Below are 21,788 nucleotides of genomic sequence, written 5' to 3'. Positions count from 1 at the left end.
GCTCAGATGGAGGGCACCGGCACGGTGCCCACGAAGACGTCGACGATCCGGTACACGTTGTCGGTGAGGTGCTCGAACCGACCGCCGGGCTGATACCAGCCCTCCTCCGCCGACATGACGAATGCCGCCGCCCCGCCCTGCGTGGCCACCAGCAGCATCGCGATCGCCGTGCAGGCGAGCAGCGTCGGGCCCATGCGGGCGCGGCGCAGCGAGTCGGCTGCCCCGTGCATGGCGAGCGCCGTGATGGGCACGACGGCCGGGAGCAGGTAGCGGCCCTGCACCCCGAGCGGCGTGCCGAAGGCCCGCCAGTCGCCGAAGTTGTGCCAGAAGAGGATCGCCAGGTACAGCACGCTCGAGAGCACCAGCGGCAGCAGCGCACGCAGGCGCGGGGCGGTCGGCCCGACCACGGCCGCGATCGCGACGACCGAGATCACCGCGATCGGGATCGCGACGGAGACCAGGGTGGAGACGTCCGGTCCCGCGAACCAGTACCAGACGGCCTGCAGGTAGACCATCAGCCGCGGCACCCACTCGTCGAACAGGAACTGCGCCATGGCGCTGAACGACAGCGGCGTGTCGGCGAAGGCCGCATCGGCCTCGCGGTTGCGATCCCAGATGTCATAACTCGCGCAGCGCAGCTCGTTCAGCACCGCGGCGCAGTCGGGGGACGGCGAGCCGTACGCGACGATGTTGCCGATGTAGCGCTCGGCAGAGAGCGCCACGAACGCGAGCGCCACGACCGCCGCCGCGCCGAGCGCCACCCTGCTGGCGCGGCCGGTCGGCAGTGCCGGCAACGTCCGGTCGCGCAGCACGGCGAGCAGCACGAACGCGAGCAGCACCAGCACGATCGGCGCGGCGTGGAACTTCGTCAGCACGGCAGCCAGGCCGAGCGCGATCGCGCCGAGCACGCCGAACCAGGTCGTCGGCCCCGTGAACTGGCGCACCGCGACCCAGCCGCACGCGGCGACCAGCAGCAGCATCGCCGAGTCGTAGTTCACCTGTGCGGCCAGGAAGGGCGTGACCGGCAGCGCCGCATAGGCGACGGCGGCGAGGTTCGCCACCGTGCTCGAGACGCCCGCCGCACGCACGGCACCGATCATGCACAGCAGCGCGCCCACGTGCATCGCCACCGTCAGCAGCCGCAGCACGATCACGCGATCGAACTCCGCGGCGCCGGCGTCGGCCATCCACCGCTCCGGGAACGAGAGCAGGTAGTGGTAGAGGTAGGAGGAGCTGCGGCTGATCGCACCCACGCCCTGCTGCGGCGCCTCGGTCGAGAACCAGGGCAGGCCGTGCTGCGCGTGCACCGCGATCGAGGCGAGGTGCCACTCCTCGTCGAACACCATGGGCACCCTGGCGGTCAGTGCGATCCAGGCCGCGCCGAGCCCGAACCAGAGCATCACCAGCGCCGTCGTCCACCGGCTGCCCACGGCGCGAAGCGTGAGCTCTGCCGCCTGTTGCACGCGCGACCCCGCGGCGCGGAGACGGTCATCCACCGTGCGTGTGCGGAGCACAGATCACGACCTCTCAGCTCGGCGACGTGGCCCGCGTAGTCTAGCCAGTGGCAATGACCCCCGACGGTACGATCGTGTCGGTAGAGAGGGCCCCGTGAAGCTGTTCATCCAGATCCCGTGCTTGAACGAGGAGCAGACGCTCCCGCTGGTGCTCGCATCCATCCCGAAGTCCATCCCCGGCGTCGACGAGATCCACGTCCTCATCATCGACGACGGCTCGAGCGACCGCACGGTGGAGGTGGCTCGGGAGCTGGGCGTGCGCCACTTCGTGCGGCACACCCGCAACATGGGCCTCGCCCGCTCGTTCCACGACGGGATCGAGTACGCGCTCTCGCACGGCGCGGACATCGTGGTGAACACCGACGGCGACAACCAGTACCCGCAGGAGATGATCGGCGAGCTCGTGCAGCCCGTGCTGCGCGGCGAGGCAGAGATCGTGGTGGCTGACCGGCAGACCGCGAAGATCGAGCACTTCTCGCCGTTCAAGAAGCTCATGCAGCGCTTCGGCAGCTGGGTCGTGAACCAGGCGGCCGGCACCGACCTGCCGGATGCCGCGAGCGGATTCCGGGCCTACTCGAAGTACGCGCTCATCCGACTGAACATCGTGACGCGCTTCAGCTACTGCATGGAGACGATCATCCAGGCCGGCAACAAGCGGCTGGCGATCACCTCGATCCCGGTGAGCACCAACCCGAAGACGCGCGAGTCCCGGCTCTTCAAGAACATCTGGCAGCACATGCGCGAGTCGGGCCTGGCGATCCTGCGGGCCTACTTCATGTACAAGCCCTACGTGTTCTTCGCGACGCTGGGATTGCTCTTCACGATCGCGGGCGCCGTGCCGTTCGTGCGCTACCTGGTGCTCATCTGGATCGAGACGCCCGGCAGCCACGTGCAGTCGCTGCTGCTCGGCGTGCTGCTGTTCGTCGGAGCGCTCCTGTCGTTCGCGATGGGCGCGATCGCCGATCTGACGCGCATCACCAGATCGCTGCAGGAGGATTCGCTCGAGCTCGACAAGCTCGATCGCTACGGCGCGACGCGGAGCTGGGTCACGCTGCCGCCTGATCCTCGCCACGGCCAGCACCAGGGAGAGGCGACGGCGGCCTGACGCCGCTGCGCCGCAGCGCGATCCAGCCGCCGGCGGCGACGATCACGTCGCCGAGCAGCATCGCGAAGCGGCTCACGAGCGCGAGCGACAGCGCCGTGGGCAGACCGATCGCGCCCCCGAGCGCCAGCACGAGCACGCCCTCGCGCGCGCCCGCTCCCGCCGGCAGGAAGATGATGACGAAGCCGGTCACCCATGCGAAGGCGTAGGCGGCTGCCGCGAGCACGAGCGTGCCCGGCTCCGTCGCGAAGGGCACCACCAGCAGCGCGAACTGGGCGCCGAAGCACACCCACATGAGCGCGCACCAGGCGCTGGCGGCGAGCATGGGCAGCGCCCGCACCTCGACATCGCGGAGCGCATCGCGGCGCAGCACCCGGCCGGCGAGCCGCAGGAGCCGCTGCAGCAGCGGAGGCCAGAGCGCCACGCCGCACAGGAGGCTTGCGGGCACGATCCACCAGTAGGCCAGCAGCACGTCCGTGCCCGCGAGCAGCAGGCCGATGCCGCCGACCAGCATGCCCGAGAGCACGCTCACCAGCATCTGCGCGAGCGACGCCGCTGCCGTGACGGTGCGGCCGATGCCGTGCCGCGAGGCCAGGTCGGCCTGCGCGAGCACCGCCCAGACACTGCCGGGCACGTACTTGGCGAGCTGGCCGACGAAGTAGGTGCTGGAGCTCGCGCCGAGCGGCAGGTGGGCGCCCAGCGCCCGCATGCACGCGCGCCACGACAGCATGCCGGCGGTCACGCCGAGCACCGAGCTCGCCACGGCGCCTGCCAGCAGCCCCGGGTGCAGCCGCACGAGCGCCGCCGCGACATCCGGCCAGGAGACGATCACGAACCACGCGATCGAGAGCACCACGGCGATCGCGAAGGCGATCCTGATGCCGCGCATCACCCGGGCGCGTCGACTGCGCGGCGCAGCGGGTGCGCCGTCGATGGGCGCGCTGGACTCGGTCGGCACGGCTGCCAGCCTAGCCGTGGCCCATCGTGGGACGATGGTGGCGATGGATCGCTCTCACCGCCCCCGCCTGCTCGTCCTGGCGTCGACGTTCCCCGCGAACGACGCCGACGGCACTCCCGCCTTCGTGCGGGATCTGGCGATCGAGGAGGCGGCGGAGTTCGAGGTGCTCGTGCTCGTGCCCAGGGTGCCGGGCGGTGCCGCCGAGGAGACCGACGGGCCCATCCGCGTGCGGCGCTACGCGTACTTCCCCCGCCGCTGGGAGGCAGTGGCGCACGGGGCGATCCTCGAGAACCTGCGCGCGCGCCGCTCCCTCTGGCTGCAGGTGCCGCCGCTGTTCGCCGCGCAGTGGCTCGCCACTCGGCGCGCCATCCGCGAGTTCCGGCCGGATGCCATGCACGTGCACTGGATCGTGCCGCAGGGCATCGTCGCCCGCTCGCTCGCTCGCGGCATCCCGATGCTGGTCACGACGCTCGGCGGCGACCTGTATGCGCTCGATGGCGGCGTCATGCGCCGCGTGAAGCGCTGGGTGCTCCGCGCCGCGGCCGCCGTGACGGTCATGAACCAGGACATGGCGGAACGGGTCATCGCGCTCGGCGCCGCACCCGCGAGCGTCAGCGTGGAGCCGATGGGTGCGGATGCCGCCGCCATGCAGCTCGAGCGCACCACCGCCGAGGCCGGGCGATCGGTGCGCCTGCTGCTGGTGGGGCGACTGGTGGAGAAGAAGGGCGTCTCGGTGCTCCTGGCCGCGCTGCGCGCCGTGCCCCATCGCGATTGGGAGCTCACGGTCGTCGGCGACGGCCCGCTGCGAGCCGCGCTCGAGCAGCAGGCTGGCGACCTGCCCGTGCGCTTCCTCGGGCAGCAGGGCAGGACCGAGCTCGCGAAGCAGTACGCGAGCGCCGACATCGTGGTGGCGCCGTCGGTCATCGCCGCGAACGGCGACCAGGACGGTCTCCCGGTGGCGCTGATCGAGGCGATGTCCGCCGGATGCGCCGTGATCGTGAGCGACCTGCCCGGGCTGGCCGACGTCGCCGCCGACGGTGCCGGCGTGCTGATCCGATCGGGCGACGAGCACGACCTCACGATGGCGCTCACGGCGCTCATGGTCGAGCCCGACCGCATCCGGGAGCTCGGCGCACGCGCAGCGGAGCGGGCGCAGGAGTACGCCATGCCCGCCGTCGGCAGCCGGTACCGCGAGCGCATCCGGCGCGTGCTCGATGCCGCCCCGACCCATCGGTCCTGAGCAGGAGGGAGCGGCCATGTCGACCATCTCGGGCGAGCCTCGCGTGCTCGTGCTGCTCGCGACCCACAACGGTGCCCGCTACCTGCAGCAGCAGCTCGCCAGCATCCTCGACCAGCAGGGCGTCGCCGTCCGAGTCCTCGCGTCGGACGACGCGTCGACGGATGCCACCCCGGCGCTGCTCGCCGCCGCCGCGAAGGATCCCCGCGTGAGCGTGCTGCCCGCCGACCGCTTCGGCACCCCGCAGGGCAACTTCCTGCGGCTGATCCGCGACGCGCAGCTCGACAGCGCCGACGCGGTCGCGTTCGCCGATCAGGACGACATCTGGCACGCCGACAAGCTGTCCAGGCAGCTCGCCCTGCTCGACCGGCACGACGTGCACGCCACCTCCTCCAACGTGGTCGCCTTCTGGGAGCGCGCGGACGGCAGTCGCAGGCAGGAGCTCATCGACAAGGCGCAGCCGCAGCGCGAGCTCGACTTCCTGCTCGAATCCGCCGGGCCCGGCTGCACCTTCGTGCTGCGCAGCGCGGCGTTCCTGGCGGTGCGGCAGGTGCTGACGCAGCATCCGCTCGTGGACCCCTCAGTGCCCCACGACTGGCTCGTCTACGCCGTGACGCGAGCGCTCGGCCTGCGCTGGCGCATCGACCGCACCCCGACGATGGACTATCGGCAGCATGATCGCAACGCCACGGGCGCGAACTCCGGCCTCGGCGCGGCGGTCGTGCGGGCACGACGGGTGGCCTCCGGCGAGTACCGGCTGCAGGCGCTCGCGGTCGCGCGGCTCGCCGCCGCGGTCGCCGAGCCGCCGCTGCGCGCTCGGCTGGAGCGCATCGTGCCGCTGTTCGAGCGGAGCACCCTCGGCACCCGAGCCGCGCTGCGTCGCCTCGTCCCGCAGCTGCGCCGGGCACCCAGCGAGCGCCGCCTGCTCCGCGCGGCCCTGCTGCTCGGCGCCTGGTGAACCGGCTCCTAGACTGAGCAGTCGACGGCGGCGCGACATCGTGCGCCCGCGAAAGGGATGACGCGTGCAACTACTTGTGACCGGAGGAGCCGGGTTCATCGGCTCCAACCTCGTGCGGATGCTCCTCGAGGACCGGCTGCCCGGGCTCGAGGGCGCATCCGTCACCGTGCTCGACGCGCTCACCTACTCCGGCAACCTGGCGAACCTGGCACCCGTGGCCGACCACCCGCACTTCGAGTTCGTGCAGGGCGACATCCGCGACACCGGCCTGCTCGACCGCATCCTGCCGGGCGTCGACGCGATCGTGCACCTGGCTGCCGAGAGCCATGTCGACCGATCCGTGCGGGACGCCTCGGTCTTCGTCGAGACCAACGTGGTCGGCACGCAGCGGCTGCTCGACGCCGCGCTGCGGCACGGGGTGGCGCGCGTGGTCCATGTGTCGACCGACGAGGTCTACGGGTCGATCGAGACCGGCTCGTGGAGCGAGGATCGCCCGCTCGAGCCGAACAGCCCCTACTCGGCGTCGAAGGCCGGCAGCGACCTGCTCGCCCGCAGCTACCACCGCACGCACGGCCTCGATGTACGCATCACCCGCTGCTCCAACAACTACGGCCCCTTCCACTTCCCCGAGAAGCTCATCCCGCTGTTCGTCACGAACCTCATCGACGGGCTGGAGGTGCCGCTGTACGGCGACGGGCAGCACGTGCGCGACTGGCTGCACGTCGACGACCACTGCCGCGGGATCGCGCTGGTGCTCACCGACGGCCGTGCAGGCGAGGTCTACAACATCGGCGGCGGCACCGAGCTGACGAACGTCGAGCTCACCGAGCGGCTGCTCGAGGCGACGGGGCGCGACGCGTCGGCCGTTCGGCAGGTCGCCGACCGCAAGGGCCACGACCAGCGCTACTCGGTCGACATCTCCAAGATCTCCACCGAGCTCGGCTTCGCGCCGCAGGTGCCGTTCGAGCAGGGGCTCGCCGACACCGTGCAGTGGTATCGCGACAATCGCTCCTGGTGGGAACCGCTGAAGGAGCGTGCTGCGCTGTGACCGACACCGACGCGATGGACGACGAGCGACGCTTCACGGTCGTGCTGGATGAGGTGGCGGAGCGCTCCAGGACGGTGGTCGGCCGGTACTCGGCCGAGATCACGCGCGGGCTGATCGCGACGGCGCCCGACGGCTTCGGCGTCGGCGCGCTGTCGGCCAGGATCTCCGACTCGCGCGAGGCGCGGCTGCGCGAGCAGGTCCCTGGCCTCGCAGAGCTCAAGCAGACCGCCGTGCCCGCCCGCGAGCTGCGCGAGGCGTGGCTGCACACGATGACGACGATCCCGGTGCGCGGGCTCGTGCACGCCACCAGCCTGATGGCGCCGCTGGTGCGCGAGCCCGACCCGGCCGACCAGGTCACCGTCACGGTCCACGGCCTGCAGTCGTTCTCCGACCGCACCGAGCGGAAGCAGCGCTGGTTCGACCGCGCGCTCAAGCGCGCACTCGCGCGCGCCGACGGCATCGTGGTGCCGTCGAGCGCCGTCGCCGAGGATCTCGCGCTGCTCGACGACGTCGAGGGGCGCATCCGCGTGGTGCCTCCCGCGCCGTCGGCCTCGCTGCTCGCCGCCTCCACCTTGCCGCCCGCGCGCGAGCTGCAGCTGCCCGACGAGTTCGTGCTCGCGACGACGCACCCGAGCGCGCTCGGCCAGGCCGAGCGCCTCATCGAGACCATCGCGAGCTCGCAGATGCCGGATGTCCGGGTGGTGGTCGCGGGACCGGTCGAGTGGGGCGAGACGCGGCTCGCGGGCCTCGCGGTCCAGGCGGGCATCCCCGCGGGGCGGCTGGTCATGCTGGGCGAGCTGGGCGACGGCGACCTCGCGCTCGCGCATCGCCGCGCCCTGGCCCATCTGCACGTCTGGGAGCAGGACGCCCTGGGGCTGTCGCTGCTGGACGCGGCCGCGATGGGCACCGTCACCGTGCATCCCTCCACCCGGTCGCTCGACGAGATCGCCGGCGATGCCAGCGTGGCGGTGCAGGGCGGCCCGCACGAGCTCGCGGCAGCCCTCGGCGGCCTCCTCGAGGATGCTGATGCGCGCACGAGCCTCGGCCTGCATGCGCAGGACCGAGCGCAGGCCTTCACGTGGGAGGGCGCCGCGCGTCAGGTGTGGCAGCTGCACGCCGAGCTGTAGACCCGGCGCGGCGGCCTACGGCGCTGGTGTCGGGCTCTCGGCCGGCACGATCGCATCGGCCTCGGCGAGCGCCTGCTGCACCATGGCGTGGATCTGCTCGTAGTCGGGATCGCCCGTCGTCACGCCCTCATCGGGAATGAGCTCCAGGTTCGTGATCGGCAGCTGCCGGGTGCGCAGCGCGAGCTCTGACAGCGAGCCGAGCATCGACTGCGGCACGTCCGTCTGCACCAGCTCCTGGCCGGCGGCGGCCAGCTGCTGGTACTTGGTCAGCAGCACGTCGGGCGTGAACTGCGCGATGACCGCCTCCTGCACCTGGCGCTGCCGCAGCATCCGGTCGTAGTCCGAGGTGCCGGTGCGGCTGCGGGCGTACCAGAGCGCGGTCGGGCCGTCCATGCGCTGCACGCCCGGCTCGATGTAGCCGAAGGGCTCCGCGCCCTCCACGCCGAGCGCGACCCGGGTCGGCACGTCGATCTCGACGCCGCCGAGCGCCGTCACCAGGCTCTCGAAGGCGTGCATGTCGACGAGCACGAACGACTGCAGCTCGATGCCGGTGACGCCCTCCACGGCGTCGCGGGTCGCCTCGATGCCCGGGCTCGAGCCGTTGGCGGAGGCATCCGGGTAGAGCTCCGGGTTCGCCTCGCCGTAGGTGTAGGTGCCGTTCAGGAGGCAGTCGCTCGACTCGCAGTTGAAGCCCTCGGGCCAGGGGCCCCACATGGGCGACCCCTCCGAGAACGGCGCGTTGCGCAGGTTGCGCGGCACCCCGATCATGGTCGCCGCGCCCGTCTCGGCGTTGACGGTCACGACGGTCATCGAGTCGAAGCGCAGGCCGACGCGGTCCTCCCCCGCGTCACCGCCGAGCAGCAGGAAGGTGTAGCGGCCGTCGATCGGCTCCACCGGCGGACGCGCGAAGTCGAAGACGCTGGCGACCAGCCCGCGCGTGGCATCGACGAGCGTCGCGCCGTAGCCCGCGAGCGCCGCCGGAGCGACCGTCGCCAGGATCGCCACCATCGCGATCGCGGCACGCGCCCTGCCCGGCACGCGGGTGAGCCGCGCGAGCCGCAGCGTGTCGAGGCCGAGCACGAGCCACAGCACCGCGTAGGCGACGAGCAGCACTTCGAGCACCAGCAGGCCGATCGAGTTGCCGACCACCGTGAGCAGGGCGGCGCGCGCGGCGAACCACAGGATGGCAGCGAGCGCCAGCAGTGCCAGCAGCACGATGGTCGCCACGATCCCGATGCGGCCCAGGCGCCGATTGCCCGCGAGCACCTGCGCGCTGCCCGGGAGCAGGAAGCCGACGAGCACGAGCCACCACCCGCGGCGACGCATGACGTCGGGGTTGCGGTCGTCGGGCGTGCGGAGCGGAGTTCCGGCCGTCAGCAGCGTCATGCGCCCGACGCCACGCGGTCGCGCAGGGTCTGAGCCTTCTCGCCCACCTGCCGCTCGAGCTCGGCGGCGTAGTCGTCGAGGCGTGTCGCCAGCCCGGCGTCGAACGCGCCGAGTATCCGTGCTGCCAGGATGCCGGCATTCTTCGCGCCGCCGATCGAGACGGTCGCGACCGGGATGCCGGCCGGCATCTGCACGATCGACAGCAGGCTGTCGAGACCGTCGAGGGTCGCGAGCGGCACGGGCACGCCGATCACCGGCAGTCGCGTCATCGACGCGACCATGCCCGGCAGGTGCGCCGCTCCGCCGGCGCCGGCGATGATGACCTTCACGCCCCGGTCGGCCGCGCCGCGGGCGAAGTCGACCATCTTCTGCGGGGTGCGGTGCGCCGAGACCACATCGACCTCCGACGCCACGCCGAGCTCGTCGAGCACGGCCTTCGCCGCCTCCATCACCCGCCAGTCGGAGTCGGATCCCATGATGATGCTGACCTGCGCTGCCATGCCGTCCAGGGTAGGCCCGCCGCCTATGCGCGCCGACCGCGCCTCGCCGCCCCGCCCCCACCCGCCGGTCCGTCGAGCCGCGCCGCCCCGCCCCGCCCACCCGCCCGCCGGTCCCGTCGAGCTTCCCCGAATCGGTCCTTTTCCCCCGCAACCGCGCCCGCCGGGGAAGATCGCCCGGCCGGCCGGCGTCGAGCTTCCCGAAACGGCGCGGATGCCGTGCCGAACGGGCGATTCGGGGAAGCTCGCGCGCACGCGAGCGGGTTCTCCACACCGCGTCCCGCACGCGCGCGGCGGCGCCGGCCCGCGTGCGATCGTCGCGCCATGACGGACGGATGGGCACTCCCGGCATCGCTGCAGCAGCGGTGCTTCACGGCGCAGCAGGCAGCCGCAGCAGGGGTCGGCGCGCGACGGCTGCGCAGCAAGCGCGTGCAGCAGCTGCACCACGGCGTCTGGGCGGATGCGTCGGCCGAACTCGACCTCTTCGACCGGACGCGTGCCGCGCTCGCCTCGGTGAGTGCGGAGGCGTGGGCCAGCCACGCGACCGCAGCCCACCTGCACGGGCTCTGGCTGCCCCCGCGACTGCAGACCCTCGATCGCATCGATACGACCACGCCGGCGCCGGTGCACGCACCCCGCGGGCGTCGCCTCCGCGGCCGCCAGCGATCGCTCGCCACGACCGCCGTGACGCTGCTCGAGGGCATCCGCGTCACCACCCCCGCGCAGACCTTCGTCGACGGGGTCGATTACCTCGCTCCTGCCGACCTCGTCGCCCTCGGCGACGCCGTCGTGAACGAGCGCCGACCGCTCGCGACGCGCGTCGAGCTGCAGCAGGCGATCGCCGCGCACGGGCGACGGCGCGGCCATCGTCGCCTGCTGGCGTCGGCGCAGCTCGTCAGCCCGCGGTCGCGGTCTCGCTCCGAGACGCTGGCGAGACTGGAGCTGGACGTGCTCGGTGCGCCGCCGGTGTGGTGGAACGTGCCGGTCGTGCTGGACGGCGTGGAGCTCGCTCCGGATGCGGCGATCTGGCCCGCGAGAGTGCTGATCGAGGTCGAGGGCGACCAGCACCGGGTGGATCGCTCGCAGTGGCTGCGCGACATCGATCGCTACAACTTCTTCCAGCGCCTGGGGATCGAGCCCTACCGGCTGATCGTGACGACGCCGGCGGAGACGCGGGAGCGACTCCGCCCGATCCTGGACCGCGTTCGCGAGCGCTGGGACAGCGGCCGGCAACCTCCGCCGATCACGTCGTGGTTCGAGGGCTCCGCCATCGCCGGCGAGGGGTGGCTGTTTCGCGCGTAGACCACCCGCGTCACACATCCAGCACATCCGGCCTCCACGCAATCCCGCCTCGCAACCCCCTCCTCGCGGCTCCCCCTCGCGAGCTTCCCCAACAGCCGCGTTTCGGGCTCCTCACGCACGATCCGCGAAAGCTCGACCGAGCGCGCCGCGCGGGCGAGCGCGAGCGTCCCCAACAGGCGCGTTTCCGGCTCCTCACGCACGATCCGGGGAAGCTCGACCGGGTGTGCGGCGTGCGCGGGATGCGCGGGCGTGGGCGCTCGGGCGCGCGGCCGCGCGCGGGGCGAGCTTCCCGAACGGGCGCGGATCGCGGCGAAGGCGCGCGGTTCGGGGAAGCTCGACCTCTCCACCCGCCGGCGGGGTGGCGGATGCGGTCAGGCGTCGAAGCAGGCGGCTGCGGCGCGGGCGCGGTAGGCGACCTCGTCCATGTCATCGCCCGTGGCGGTGACATGGCCGACCTTGCGGCCTGGCCGGGCGGCCTTCGCGTAGGAGTGCATCTTCACGTCGGGGTGCGCCGCGAGCGCCGACGCGTAGCGATCGGTCATCGCACCGGAGGCGGGGCCGCCGATCACGTTCACCATCACGCTCGCGGGGGCCACGATCGCGGTCGATCCCAGCGGCAGGTCGAGCACCGCCCGCAGATGCTGCTCGAACTGGCTCGTCACCGAGCCGTCGATCGTCCAGTGCCCGGAGTTGTGCGGCCGCATCGCCAGTTCGTTGACGAGCACCCGACCGTCGCTGGTCTCGAACATCTCGATCGCGAGCACGCCCGTGACCCCGATCCCGGCGGCGACCATGCGCGCCACGTCGTCGACGACCGGCCGGATGTTCGCCGCGTGCGGCGCCGGCGCCAGCACCTCGACGCAGATGCCGTCGCGCTGCACCGTCTGCACGAGCGGCCACACGACCGCCTCACCCGACGGCCGCCGCGCGATCAGCTGCGCGAGCTCGCGGCGGAAGGGCACGAGCTCCTCCACCAGCAGCCGCGGGCCGCCGGCGGCTGCGCCCTCCAGCCAGTCCGCGGCATCGTCGACCGAGCGCACGACCCGCACGCCCTTGCCGTCGTAGCCGCCCGTCGCCGTCTTCAGCACCGCGACGCCGCCGTGATCGGCCAGGAATCGCACGAGATCCTCCGGCGCATCCACCGGCGCCCAATCGGGCTGCGGGGCGCCGAGCTCGGCCATCTTCGCGCGCATCTCGCGCTTGTCCTGCGCGAAGCGCAGCGCGTCCGGCCCCGGGTGCACGGCGACGCCCGCATCGATCAGGGCGCGCAGCACATCCTGCGGCACGTGCTCGTGGTCGAAGGTGATGACGTCGACGCCCTCGGCGAAGTCGAGCACGACGGAGGCGTCACGGTAGTCGCCGACGGCGGTGGCGGCGAGCGACGCCGACATGCCCTCGCTCTCGGCGAGCACGCGCAGCTCGACACCGAGCGCGACCGCGGCAGGGATCATCATGCGGGCCAGCTGCCCACCGCCGACGACGCCGACGATCATGCTGCGGGCACCGTGTCGGGGCGACCGAGGCCGATGACCTTGAAGCCGGCCGCGGCCCAGCGCTGCGCGTCGAGCGTGTTGCGGCCGTCGACGACGGTGCGCGCCCGCGTCTGGGACGCGACGACCGCCGGATCGAGGTCGCGGAAGTGCTGCCACTCGGTGCCGAGCGCCAACACATCGGCGTCGCGGATGGCCTCATCGATCGAGGCGACGATGTCGAGCGTCGGCACCGAGCGTCGAGCGGTCGCGGCCGCCTCGGGATCGAACGCCGTCACCGTGCGGCCCTGATCCTGCAGCCGCCGTGCGACATCCAGCGCCGGCGAGTCGCGCACGTCGTCGCTATTGGGCTTGAACGCCAGGCCGAGCACGGCGACGCGGTCGCCGCCGAGGGCCGCGAGCTCGCGCTCGATGAGCGCCACCATGTGGTCGCGGCGGCGCAGGTTGATCTGGTCGACCTCGCCCAGGAAGCCGAGCGTCTGCGCGTGCCCCAGCTCGGTCGCCCTGGCCCGGAAGGCACGGATGTCCTTCGGCAGGCAGCCGCCGCCGAAGCCGAGCCCGGCGTTCAGGAAGCGACGGCCGATGCGCGCATCGAGCCCGATCGCGTCGGCGAGCTGCGTCACGTCGGCGCCCACGGTCTCCGAGAGCTCCGCCATCGCGTTGATGAAGGAGATCTTCGTGGCGAGGAACGCGTTGGCGCTCACCTTCACGAGCTCTGCGGTCGCGAAGTTCATCACCAGTCGCTCGGTGCCGCGGGCGATGATCGAGGCGTACACCTCGTCGAGCCGGGCGACGGATGCGTCGTCGCCGTCGGCCACGCCGTAGACCAGGCGGTCGGGCGCGACCGTGTCCTCGACGGCGAAGCCCTCGCGCAGGAACTCCGGGTTCCACGCGAGCGCGGCGCCGGTCGGGGTCACAAGGTCGGCGAGCCGCTGCGCGGTGCCGACCGGCACGGTCGACTTGCCCGCCACGAGCGTGCCCGCGCCGATGTGCGGCAGGAGCGAGTCGATCGCGGCGTCCACGAAGGTGAGGTCGGCCGCGTCGGAGCCGGCGCGCTGCGGCGTGCCGACCGCGAGGAAGATCACGTCGCTGCCGGCGACCTCTGCGACGTCGGTCGTGAACCGCAGGGCGCCCGAGTCGATGCCGGCGGTCAGCAGCTCGGGCAGCCCTGGCTCGTAGAAGGGGGGCTCGCCACGACGCAGCTGCTCGATCTTCGCCGCATCCACGTCGACACCGACGGTGTCGTAGCCGAGCGACGCCATGGCGGCGGCGTGCACGGCACCCAGATAGCCGCATCCGATGACAGCGATCTTCATGTGCGCTCCTGTTCGCGCCCGCGGGCGCAGTCGTTGGTCATGCGGACTCGCCGCTGGGAGTTGCGACCCCGCGCGCGCCCAGCTGCTCGGACAGCATCCGCTGCACGAGTGAGGCGAGGGGCACGTCAGACAGGATGACGGCGCGGTCCCCGCCGGTCGACAGCAGCACGTCTCCGGCGCCGAACAGCGCCTGCAGCCCGCGCCGCCGCACGGTCACGTCGTGCACGCGCGAGAGCATCGTCTCGCGGCGCGTGCCGCCGAAGCCGGTGCGGATGATGACGCGCTCGGTCGTGAAGGTGAAGCCGCGCGAGAGCCAGGCGAGCGTCGGCACGACCGTCAGCAGCAGGATCACGATCGCCATGACGGTCAGCACCGCGATGTTCCAGAATGCCCAGTCGACGCGGTCAAGCAGCAGCGTCGCGAGCCCCACCCCGAGCCAGAGCACGAGGACGGGCACGACGAGGACCCGCCCATGCGGTCGCATGCGCGCGATGACTCGCTCCTCGCCGGCTGGCACCCGACGATTCTCCCCCATCAGCGCACGTGCACCACGTCACCGGCCCGCACGTCGATGATTTCGTCGCCGCTGTCGACGCGCAGCTCGCCGCCGGCGCCCAGCCCGACGGCCCGCCCGAGCAGCAGCCCGTCGGGCAGCTCGACGCGCACATCGCGGCCGATCGTGGTGAGGGACGCCTCCACCGCGGTGCGCAGGCCCTCGCTGCCGAGCGCGGGCAGGAGCGCATCGAGCGAGCGCAGCATGTGCCACAGCACGGCGTCGGCGAGCACCGGGGCCGTGCCCTCGGCGCCCTCCAGCGTCAGCGAGGTCGCCTGGGGGGTCGGCAGCTCGTCGCGCTCGAGGGTCAGGTTCACGCCGAAGCCGACCGCGACCGCGTGCTTGCGGCGCTCGCACAGCACGCCGGCGATCTTCTTGCCGTCGATGAGCACGTCGTTCGGCCACTTCAGCCCGGCGCGATCGCCGACCAGCGTGGCGAGGGCGTCCGTGAGCGCGAGACCTGCGGCGAGCGGCATCCAACCCACCGCGTCCTCGCTCATCCTCCGCGTGTGCACCAGCACCGTGGCCGCGAGGCACTTCCCGGGAGGGCTGACCCACTCCCGGCCGAGTCGGCCGCGACCGGCACGCTGATCGAGCGTCGCCCAGGTGGTCAAGTGGTGCGCGCGCTCGTCGACGGCGTCGAAGGTCGAGTCGATGCGGTCGAGCTCGAAGACCGTGGCAATGCGCGCAGCACCCGGGAACAGCATGCCTCCAGGCTAGGCCGCGGCCACGCCTCAGCAAGCACCAGATGGAGACGATCACCACCGAAACCGGCCCGGATGCTGTGGGAGTCGACAAATGGTGCGCATGCGGCGCCGTCTAGAGTGGCATCCGTGACCGACGACACCGAGGCCGCAGTTCCCCTCTCCAGCACTGCCGACCGCATCGCGGATCTGCGTGAGCGCCACCGCGAGGCGGTGACCGACAAGGAGGCGCGCGCGAAGGAGCGCCAGGGCGCCAAGGGCAAGAAGACCGCCCGCGAGCGCATCGAGCAGTTCGTCGACCAGGGCTCCTTCGTCGAGTTCGACGCCTACGTGCGCCACCGCACGACCGCCTTCGGCATGGAGACCAACCGCCCCTACGGCGACTCCGTCGTGACCGGCATCGGCACGGTGCATGGGCGCCGCGTGGCCGTCTACTCGCAGGACTTCACGACCTTCGGCGGCTCGCTCGGCGAGGTCGCGGGCGAGAAGATCACGAAGATCCAGGAGTACGCGATGAAGGTGGGCGTGCCCATCGTCGGCATGCTCGACTCCGGGGGCGCGCGCATCCAGGAAGGTGTTGTGGCGCTCGGCAAGTACGGCGAGATCTTCCGCAACAACACCGCCGCATCCGGCGTCATCCCGCAGATCTCGATCATCATGGGGCCCGCTGCCGGTGGCGCGGTCTACTCCCCCGCGCTCACCGACTTCGTGATCATGGTCGACAAGTCGAGCCACATGTTCGTCACCGGACCCGACGTCATCAAGACGGTCACCGGTGAAGAGGTGGGCTTCGAGGAGCTCGGAGGCGGTCGCGCCCACAACACCGTCTCGGGCGTCAGCCACTACCTGGCCGCCGACGAGGATGACGCGCTCGACTACGTGCGGGCGCTGCTGGCCTACCTGCCCGACAACAACCAGTCGGAGGTGCCGGCCTACGACCACACCGCCGAGCGGGTCGTCAACGACGCCGACCGGCGACTGAACACGATCATCCCCGATTCGCCCAACCAGCCCTACGACGTGCTCGCGATCATCGAGACGCTCATGGACGACCGCGAGTTCCTCGAGGTGCAGCCGCTGTACGCGCCGAACATCGTGATCGGCTTCGGCCGGCTCGAGGGTCGCACGGTGGGCGTCATCGCCAACCAGCCGAACGCGATGGCCGGCACGCTCAACATCGAGGCCGGCGAGAAGGCCGCGCGCTTCGTGCGATTCTGCGACGCGTTCTCGATCCCCATCCTGACGGTCGTCGACGTGCCCGGCTACCTGCCCGGCACCGACCAGGAGTGGTCGGGCGTCATCCGCCGCGGCGCGAAGCTGCTGTACGCCTACGCGGAGGCGACGGTGCCGATGGTGACCGTCATCACCCGCAAGGCATACGGCGGCGCCTACATCGTGATGGGGTCGAAGCAGCTCGGCGCCGACATCAACGTCGCGTGGCCGTCGGCCGAGATCGCCGTGATGGGCGGTCAGGGCGCGGTCAACATCCTCTACCGCAACGAGATCAAGCGCGCGGAGGCGGATGGCGAGGATGTCGCGGCCGTGCGCCAGCGGCTCGCGAGCGAGTACACGTACAACGTCGCCTCGCCGTTCCTGGCTGCGGAGCGAGGCGAGCTCGACGGCATCATCGAGCCCGCGCAGACGCGCGTCATGATCACGCGGGCCTTCCGATCGCTGCGGACGAAGCGCGTGCAGCGGCCGGAGCGCAAGCACGGCAACATCCCGATGTGACGGCCAGACGATGACTGCACTTTCCCCAGAGCGTCACGACGGCACCGCCGGCACCGCCGTGGAGCCGATCATGCAGGTCGTCTCGGGTGCCCCGACCGACGAGGAGCAGGCGGCCGTCGAGGCCGCGCTCCTCGGGCTCGCCGAGGAGTGGGCCGAGACCAAGCATCGTCGCGTGCTCGACAGCGAGAGCGAGTGGCAGGCGAAGTCGCGCACCCCGACCGGACGCCGCTGGAAGAGCGACTGACCGGCACCCAGGTTGCCGTCGCTAGCATCGCGGCATGGCGAGACTGCGCAGAGCGCAACCATCGAAGGACCCCGGCATCCGGCGTCGGCGAGCCGGCAGCGGCTGGTCGTTCCGGCACGACAGCGGGCGCGCCGTCTCGGCCGCCGACCGCGAGCGCGCGCGTTCGCTCGCGGTGCCCCCGGCGTGGACGGACGTGTGGATCGCGGCCGACCCGCTCGCGCACATCCAGGCGATCGGGGTCGACGATGCCGGCCGCACGCAGTACATCTACCATCCGCAGTGGCGCGAGCGACGCGACCGCGTGAAGCACGAGCGCGCGCTGGATCTCGCCGAGGCGCTGCCCGCGATGCGGCGCCGCGTCACGCTCGACCTGGCGCGCGAGGGCCTCGGCCGCGAGCGCGTGCTCGCTGCCGCCCTGCGCGTGCTCGACGCGGTGGCGATCCGCGCCGGCGGCGATGCGTACGCCGAGGAGCACGGCTCCCACGGGCTCATGACGCTGCTCGTGCGGCACGCGAGCGTCGACGGCGACACCGTGCGGCTGCGCTTCCCCGCCAAGTCCGGGCAGCGCTTCGACATCACCATCGACGATGCCGATCTCGCCGCCTGCATCGCGGAGCTGCGGGCCGGCCGCTCTGCGCGCTCGCGCCTGCTCGCGTGGCGGGACGAGCAGGGCGCGCACGCGCTGCGCGATGCCGACCTGAACCGCGCCGTGCGCGAGGCGACCGGCGGCGAGTTCACGGCGAAGGACTTCCGCACCCTGCACGGCACGATCGTCGCGGCCGACTCGCTCGCCCGAGCCCGCGACGTGGCGTCCGCGACCGAGCGCAAGCGAGCGATCCGGGAGGCGATCGTCGAGGTCTCCGAAGCGCTCGGCAACACGCCGACGGTCGCCAAGGCCAGCTACATCGACCCGGAGGTCTTCGAGCGCTTCGAAGCGGGCGCGACGATCGGCACGCGCGGCTCGCGCGAGCGCGCGCTGCTGGCACTGCTGCGATGAGCGCGCTACAAGCCGGCGGGCGCGGCGGGTAGCGTCGCAGCCATGCAGGCGATCATCTCCGGAGCCGGTGTCGCCGGCTTGGCGCTGGCTGGCCGGCTCGCGCTCGACGGCTGGACAGTCGAGATCGTCGAGCGGGCTCCGGCACCACGCGCATCCGGATACCTGATCGACTTCTTCGGCGCCGGCTTCGATGCCGCCGAGCGACTCGGGCTGCTGCCGGCGCTCCGCGCCCGCGCCGAGTCGTTCGACGAGCTGCGCAGCGTCGACGGCGAGGGCCGGGTGCGCGCGAAGCTGCCGATCTCGCTGGTCGAGCAGGCGACCGCGGGTCGATACCTCACGATCATGCGGCCTCGCATCATCGAGGCGCTCGCGGAGGCGCTGCCGGAGTCCGTGCGCATCCGCTGGGGCACGCAGCTCGAGACGGTGCATGACGACGGAACGTCGGTGCGGATGCTGCTCTCGGACGGCGATCGCGTGCAGGCCGACCTGCTGATCGGCGCCGATGGTGTCGGCTCGCGTGTGCGGCAGCTGGTGTGGGGTCCGCATCGCGACTACGTGCGCCCCGTCGGTGACCTGCTGGCGCTCGCCTGGATCGGGGATGACGCCGCGCTGCATACGGATCTCGACGGCCGGGTCGCCATGCAGCTCGAGCAGGATCGACAGCTGGTCGTCGCGCCGCTGGGCGAGACCGGCGTGACGGGATTCGCGGTGCTGCGCGGTGTCACGGCGGCGGCTGCGCGAGCGGCGATCGGCGAGCTCGGCGTGCTGGGCCGTCGGGCGGTGCGCGGGATCCACGACCCCTACATCGACGAGGTCGCGCAGACAGTGGTCGACCCCTGGGTGCGCGGACGCGTGGCGCTGCTCGGCGACGCCTGCGCGGCGGTCTCGCTGCTGGCAGGGCAGGGAGCGTCGCTCGCGATCGCCGGCGCCGAGCGGCTGGCGGAGGAGCTCGCCTTCGCCAAGCATCCCAGCGAGCTGCGCTCGGGGCTCGCCGCCTACGAACGCGACTGGCGACCGACCGTCGAGCGAGAGCAGGCGCGCGGGCGTCGGGCGCAGGCGACCTTCGCGCCGCACACGCGGCTGGAGCTCGAGGCGCAGCGCGCCATCTGGAAGGCGGCGGCGCTGCCGGGCGTCGCGCGACTGGTCGCCAGGGCGGCGGGCGGCGTCTCGAAGGCGCACTGACGCGACCATCCGGCAGCGCACCTGGGTGGTCGCGCGCGTCCCCAGGCGAGGACGTTCCGCGAGACGAGGACGATTCGTCCTCTGCTGGTGCACATCGCCGAATCCGTCCTCCCTCCGTGACCGGAGGGGCGGCGGCTCGGCTCAGTCGCGCTGCGGATCGTCGCGGACGGTGATGACGACGTTGCCGACCTTCTGGCCGGACTCGACATAGCGGTAGGCGTCGGCGATGTCGTCGAGCGGATAGCTGCGGTCGATCACCGGGCGGAAGGTACCGGCGGCGAGATGCTCGCGGATGCGCTCGAGCATCGGCAGCCCCTCGTCCGGCAGCGGGAAGACCACGCGCTGGCCCCTGCGGAGCACGAGGCCGACGAGCGAGAGCGGGATGTTCTGCCAGCCGGGGCCGAGCTCGGAGGAGACGTAGACGCCGTCGGGCTCCAGGATGCGTCGGCAGCGGCTGAAGGTGCTCTTGCCGACGGCGTCGAGCACGAGGGCGAACCGGTCGGGGCCGCGGGTGAAGTCGCCGTCCTCGAGCGCGAGCACACGCTCGGCGCCGAGACCGCGCACCAGGTCGGCGTGCTCGGCATGGCAGACGGCGGTCACGCGCGCGCCCATGGCCGCGAGCAGCTGCACCGCCGCTGAGCCGATGCCGCCGGTGGCGCCGTTGACCAGCACCCGATCACCGGCGCGCACGCCCGCCCGCCGGATCGCGGACGCCGCGTAGTGGCTGCCCTCTGTCGCGGCGGCTGCGGTGACCTGGTCGATGCCTTCTGGCACGGTCGCGACCGCCGAGCCCTGCCGCACCACGAGCAGCTCCGCGTGCGCTCCGAATCGGCCCTCGCAGTAGCCGAAGACCCGGTCGCCGACCGCGAAGCGGTCCACCGCGCCGCCGGCCTGGACGACCTCGCCGACGAACTCCGTGCCGAGCACGGTGCGACGGGGACGGCGCAGTCCCGTGAAGGCGCGCATGAAGAACGGTCTGGCGGCGCGGTACGCGCAGTCGGTGCGGTTGACGGTGGTCGCGCTGACGCGGATCAGGATCTCGTCGTCCGCGGGCACGGGCGCGGGGATGTCGCGCACCACCACCACATCCGGTGCGCCGTAGCGCGCGCTCACCGCCGCCCGCATGCCGCTCCCTCGACCCCGTCAGCGACGGAAGGCCGCGACCGCCTCGATGTGGTGGGTGTGCGGGAAGAGGTCGAAGGCCTCGAGCGAGTCGATGTTCCAGCCGCGCTCGCCCAGCAGCTTCGCGTCGCGCGCGAGCGCCACGGGGTCGCAGGCGACGTAGACGATCTGCGCGGGCTCAAGCGCGACGATCTGCTCGATCACGTCGCGGCCGGCGCCGGCGCGCGGCGGGTCGAGCACGACGAGCCCCTTCGACAGGCGCTCCCGATCCTGCCGGCTGGCTCGCGTGCTGAGCTCTCGCAGCCAGCGGTCGACGCGGCCCGTCTCGGCATTCGCGCCCAACCACTCGGCGAGGTTCTCGCTCGCGTGGTCGGTGGCGACCTCGTCGGCCTCCACGCTCGTCACGCGGGTGCGCTCCCCCAGCTGCTCGGCGATCGTGGCCGCGAACAGCCCGACGCCGCCGTAGAGGTCGAGCGACCAGCCGGCCGGATCGACGCGGTCGAGATCGATGACGCGACGCAGCGCAGACGTCAGCACCCCCGCGGCCTCGCGATGCACCTGCCAGAAGCCCGAGCGGTCGAGCTGGAACTCGCGCCCGCCGACCTTCTCGACGATCGTGTCGGTGCGGCCGCGCTCGGGCGCGCCCTCCATCGCGATCACGTCGACCTCGCCGTCGACGCCCCACTCGACGTAGTCGACCGCGGTGACGCCGCCGAGCCGCTGGTCGAGCTGCGCGGAGAGCTGGATGCCCTTGGTGGCCAGCGGCAGGCTCGTCACCGGCACGACGTCGTGGCTGCGCGGCGCGAAGGGTCCCTGGCGGCCGCGGTCGTCGACGTGCAGGCGCACGCGGGTGCGCCACCCGAGCCCGCCGCGCCGGTCGTCGCCGGGCGCGGCCTGCACGGGCACCGCGCGCGTGATGCCGCCGGTGCGCTCGAGCGCGTCCTCGAGGACCCGCTGCTTCAGCTCGCGCTGGCGAGGCAGCGCGATGTGGCCGAACTCCGCGCCGCCCGCGCGCTCGGCCGGGGATCGGTCGATCGAGGCCTCCGGCCAGACGTGCTCGACGCGGTCGGTCGATGCGACGACGACCTCGAGCGCCACGGCGACGGCGAACGACTTCTTGACCTCCACGATCTGCGCCTTGACCGTCTCGCCGGGCATGGTGTCGGGCACGAAGACCACGCGGCCCCGCTCGTGCTCCGACGCCCCGTAGCGGCCGACGAAGCGGCCGCCGTGCGCGACGTTGTCGATCGTGAGCTCGACGATCTGACCGGGACGGATCTCTGCTGCAGGCATGGGGACATCCTCCCATCCGCGCGACCG

General features: G+C 72.3%; 20 protein-coding genes. 10 read left to right on the top strand and 10 right to left on the bottom strand.

Features of this window, described 5'->3' with window-relative positions:
- Positions 1-2: 2 nt before the first annotated feature.
- Positions 3-1,430 carry a hypothetical protein gene (locus ABG090_RS02965; protein ID WP_347756262.1) on the bottom strand — a complete coding sequence of 476 codons (1,428 nt, stop codon included), beginning with the start codon at positions 1,428-1,430 and terminating at the stop codon, positions 3-5.
- Between the two features lie 178 nt (positions 1,431-1,608).
- Between ABG090_RS02965 and ABG090_RS02960 the strand changes: the two genes are divergently transcribed.
- Positions 1,609-2,619 (top strand): glycosyltransferase family 2 protein, encoded by a 1,011-nt coding sequence (locus ABG090_RS02960; protein ID WP_347756260.1) that lies wholly within the window; start codon positions 1,609-1,611, stop codon positions 2,617-2,619.
- On the opposite strand, the gene ABG090_RS02955 is transcribed toward ABG090_RS02960, so the two are convergent.
- Positions 2,561-3,574 (bottom strand): lysylphosphatidylglycerol synthase transmembrane domain-containing protein, encoded by a 1,014-nt coding sequence (locus ABG090_RS02955; RefSeq protein WP_347756258.1) that lies wholly within the window; start codon positions 3,572-3,574, stop codon positions 2,561-2,563. The two genes, ABG090_RS02960 and ABG090_RS02955, sit on opposite strands and share 59 nt — an antisense overlap.
- A 43-nt stretch (positions 3,575-3,617) precedes the next feature.
- On the opposite strand from ABG090_RS02955, the gene ABG090_RS02950 reads away from it, so the two are divergent.
- The 4 genes from ABG090_RS02950 (at position 3,618) to ABG090_RS02935 (ending at position 7,944) form a co-directional block, all read left to right on the top strand.
- Positions 3,618-4,814 (top strand): glycosyltransferase, encoded by a 1,197-nt coding sequence (locus tag ABG090_RS02950; RefSeq protein WP_347756256.1) that lies wholly within the window; start codon positions 3,618-3,620, stop codon positions 4,812-4,814.
- A gap of 16 nt (positions 4,815-4,830) precedes the next feature.
- Complete coding sequence (locus ABG090_RS02945) at positions 4,831-5,769, top strand: glycosyltransferase (RefSeq protein WP_347756254.1); 939 nt, start codon at positions 4,831-4,833, stop codon at positions 5,767-5,769.
- A 64-nt stretch (positions 5,770-5,833) separates the two neighbouring features.
- Complete coding sequence (rfbB, locus tag ABG090_RS02940) at positions 5,834-6,817, top strand: dTDP-glucose 4,6-dehydratase (RefSeq protein WP_347756252.1); 984 nt, start codon at positions 5,834-5,836, stop codon at positions 6,815-6,817.
- On the top strand, positions 6,814-7,944 hold the full coding sequence (locus ABG090_RS02935) for a glycosyltransferase (RefSeq protein ID WP_347756250.1): 1,131 nt from the start codon (positions 6,814-6,816) through the stop codon (positions 7,942-7,944). Before rfbB ends, ABG090_RS02935 begins: the two co-directional genes overlap by 4 nt.
- Positions 7,945-7,959: 15 nt before the next feature.
- On the opposite strand, the gene ABG090_RS02930 is transcribed toward ABG090_RS02935, so the two are convergent.
- Complete coding sequence (locus ABG090_RS02930; protein WP_347756249.1) at positions 7,960-9,330, bottom strand: LCP family protein; 1,371 nt, start codon at positions 9,328-9,330, stop codon at positions 7,960-7,962.
- The gene (gene purE, locus ABG090_RS02925; protein WP_347756247.1) at positions 9,327-9,830 is read right to left on the bottom strand and encodes a 5-(carboxyamino)imidazole ribonucleotide mutase; all 504 of its coding nucleotides are present in this window, start codon (positions 9,828-9,830) and stop codon (positions 9,327-9,329) included. The genes ABG090_RS02930 and purE overlap by 4 nt, the downstream gene beginning before the upstream one ends.
- 321 nt (positions 9,831-10,151) lie before the next feature.
- Between purE and ABG090_RS02920 the strand changes: the two genes are divergently transcribed.
- Positions 10,152-11,129, top strand: a complete 978-nt coding sequence (locus ABG090_RS02920; protein WP_347756245.1) for a hypothetical protein — start codon at positions 10,152-10,154, stop codon at positions 11,127-11,129.
- A 371-nt stretch (positions 11,130-11,500) separates the two neighbouring features.
- Here the strand turns inward: ABG090_RS02920 and ABG090_RS02915 are convergent, their stop codons facing one another.
- The 4 genes from ABG090_RS02915 to ABG090_RS02900 are packed head-to-tail and all read right to left on the bottom strand — an operon-like array spanning position 11,501 to position 15,195.
- Positions 11,501-12,622: a 5-(carboxyamino)imidazole ribonucleotide synthase gene (locus tag ABG090_RS02915; RefSeq protein ID WP_347756243.1), complete on the bottom strand. Its 1,122-nt coding sequence runs from the start codon at positions 12,620-12,622 to the stop codon at positions 11,501-11,503.
- Positions 12,619-13,935 (bottom strand): UDP-glucose/GDP-mannose dehydrogenase family protein, encoded by a 1,317-nt coding sequence (locus ABG090_RS02910; RefSeq protein WP_347756241.1) that lies wholly within the window; start codon positions 13,933-13,935, stop codon positions 12,619-12,621. The genes ABG090_RS02915 and ABG090_RS02910 overlap by 4 nt, the downstream gene beginning before the upstream one ends.
- Positions 13,936-13,972: 37 nt before the next feature.
- Entirely contained in the window at positions 13,973-14,452 is a 480-nt protein-coding gene (locus ABG090_RS02905) for a PH domain-containing protein (protein ID WP_347756239.1), read from the bottom strand.
- A gap of 17 nt (positions 14,453-14,469) precedes the next feature.
- Positions 14,470-15,195: a biotin--[acetyl-CoA-carboxylase] ligase gene (locus ABG090_RS02900; protein WP_347756237.1), complete on the bottom strand. Its 726-nt coding sequence runs from the start codon at positions 15,193-15,195 to the stop codon at positions 14,470-14,472.
- A gap of 126 nt (positions 15,196-15,321) precedes the next feature.
- On the opposite strand from ABG090_RS02900, the gene ABG090_RS02895 reads away from it, so the two are divergent.
- Genes ABG090_RS02895 through ABG090_RS02880 form a run of 4 tightly spaced genes read left to right on the top strand, consistent with a single transcriptional unit; the run spans position 15,322 to position 19,346 of the window.
- Positions 15,322-16,923, top strand: a complete 1,602-nt coding sequence (locus ABG090_RS02895; RefSeq protein WP_347756235.1) for an acyl-CoA carboxylase subunit beta — start codon at positions 15,322-15,324, stop codon at positions 16,921-16,923.
- A 10-nt stretch (positions 16,924-16,933) separates the two neighbouring features.
- Complete coding sequence (locus ABG090_RS02890) at positions 16,934-17,167, top strand: acyl-CoA carboxylase subunit epsilon (RefSeq protein ID WP_347756234.1); 234 nt, start codon at positions 16,934-16,936, stop codon at positions 17,165-17,167.
- A 34-nt stretch (positions 17,168-17,201) separates the two neighbouring features.
- Complete coding sequence (locus tag ABG090_RS02885) at positions 17,202-18,164, top strand: DNA topoisomerase IB (protein WP_347756232.1); 963 nt, start codon at positions 17,202-17,204, stop codon at positions 18,162-18,164.
- 42 nt (positions 18,165-18,206) lie between these two features.
- A complete protein-coding gene (locus tag ABG090_RS02880; RefSeq protein WP_347756230.1) occupies positions 18,207-19,346 on the top strand; it encodes an FAD-dependent monooxygenase in 1,140 nt (379 codons plus the stop codon).
- A 141-nt stretch (positions 19,347-19,487) separates the two neighbouring features.
- Here the strand turns inward: ABG090_RS02880 and ABG090_RS02875 are convergent, their stop codons facing one another.
- Together ABG090_RS02875 and ABG090_RS02870 are read right to left on the bottom strand one after the other, a co-directional pair.
- A complete protein-coding gene (locus ABG090_RS02875; RefSeq protein WP_347756228.1) occupies positions 19,488-20,471 on the bottom strand; it encodes an NAD(P)-dependent alcohol dehydrogenase in 984 nt (327 codons plus the stop codon).
- Positions 20,472-20,489: 18 nt separating this feature from the next.
- The gene (locus tag ABG090_RS02870) at positions 20,490-21,761 is read right to left on the bottom strand and encodes a TRAM domain-containing protein (protein WP_347756226.1); all 1,272 of its coding nucleotides are present in this window, start codon (positions 21,759-21,761) and stop codon (positions 20,490-20,492) included.
- Between the last annotated feature and the right edge of the window lie 27 nt (positions 21,762-21,788).

It is taken from the genome of Agrococcus sp. ProA11 (assembly GCF_039880525.1).
In the GTDB taxonomy this organism is placed as follows: Bacteria; Actinomycetota; Actinomycetes; order Actinomycetales; family Microbacteriaceae; genus Agrococcus; species Agrococcus chionoecetis.
This window is presented reverse-complemented; position numbering and strand designations above follow the sequence as displayed.

Excerpts from the sequence above, each read along its gene's own strand:
- ABG090_RS02950 (WP_347756256.1), top strand. The coding sequence starts at position 3,618 with ATGGATCGCTCTCACCGCCCCCGCCTGCTCGTCCTGGCGTCGACGTTC.
- ABG090_RS02945 (WP_347756254.1), top strand. The coding sequence starts at position 4,831 with ATGTCGACCATCTCGGGCGAGCCTCGCGTGCTCGTGCTGCTCGCGACC.
- ABG090_RS02930 (WP_347756249.1), bottom strand. The coding sequence starts at position 9,330 with ATGACGCTGCTGACGGCCGGAACTCCGCTCCGCACGCCCGACGACCGC.
- purE (WP_347756247.1), bottom strand. The coding sequence starts at position 9,830 with ATGGCAGCGCAGGTCAGCATCATCATGGGATCCGACTCCGACTGGCGG.
- ABG090_RS02920 (WP_347756245.1), top strand. The coding sequence starts at position 10,152 with ATGACGGACGGATGGGCACTCCCGGCATCGCTGCAGCAGCGGTGCTTC.
- ABG090_RS02915 (WP_347756243.1), bottom strand. The coding sequence starts at position 12,622 with ATGATCGTCGGCGTCGTCGGCGGTGGGCAGCTGGCCCGCATGATGATC.
- ABG090_RS02910 (WP_347756241.1), bottom strand. The coding sequence starts at position 13,935 with ATGAAGATCGCTGTCATCGGATGCGGCTATCTGGGTGCCGTGCACGCC.
- ABG090_RS02900 (WP_347756237.1), bottom strand. The coding sequence starts at position 15,195 with ATGCTGTTCCCGGGTGCTGCGCGCATTGCCACGGTCTTCGAGCTCGAC.
- ABG090_RS02890 (WP_347756234.1), top strand. The coding sequence starts at position 16,934 with ATGACTGCACTTTCCCCAGAGCGTCACGACGGCACCGCCGGCACCGCC.
- ABG090_RS02885 (WP_347756232.1), top strand. The coding sequence starts at position 17,202 with ATGGCGAGACTGCGCAGAGCGCAACCATCGAAGGACCCCGGCATCCGG.
- ABG090_RS02880 (WP_347756230.1), top strand. The coding sequence starts at position 18,207 with ATGCAGGCGATCATCTCCGGAGCCGGTGTCGCCGGCTTGGCGCTGGCT.
- ABG090_RS02875 (WP_347756228.1), bottom strand. The coding sequence starts at position 20,471 with ATGCGGGCGGCGGTGAGCGCGCGCTACGGCGCACCGGATGTGGTGGTG.
- ABG090_RS02870 (WP_347756226.1), bottom strand. The coding sequence starts at position 21,761 with ATGCCTGCAGCAGAGATCCGTCCCGGTCAGATCGTCGAGCTCACGATC.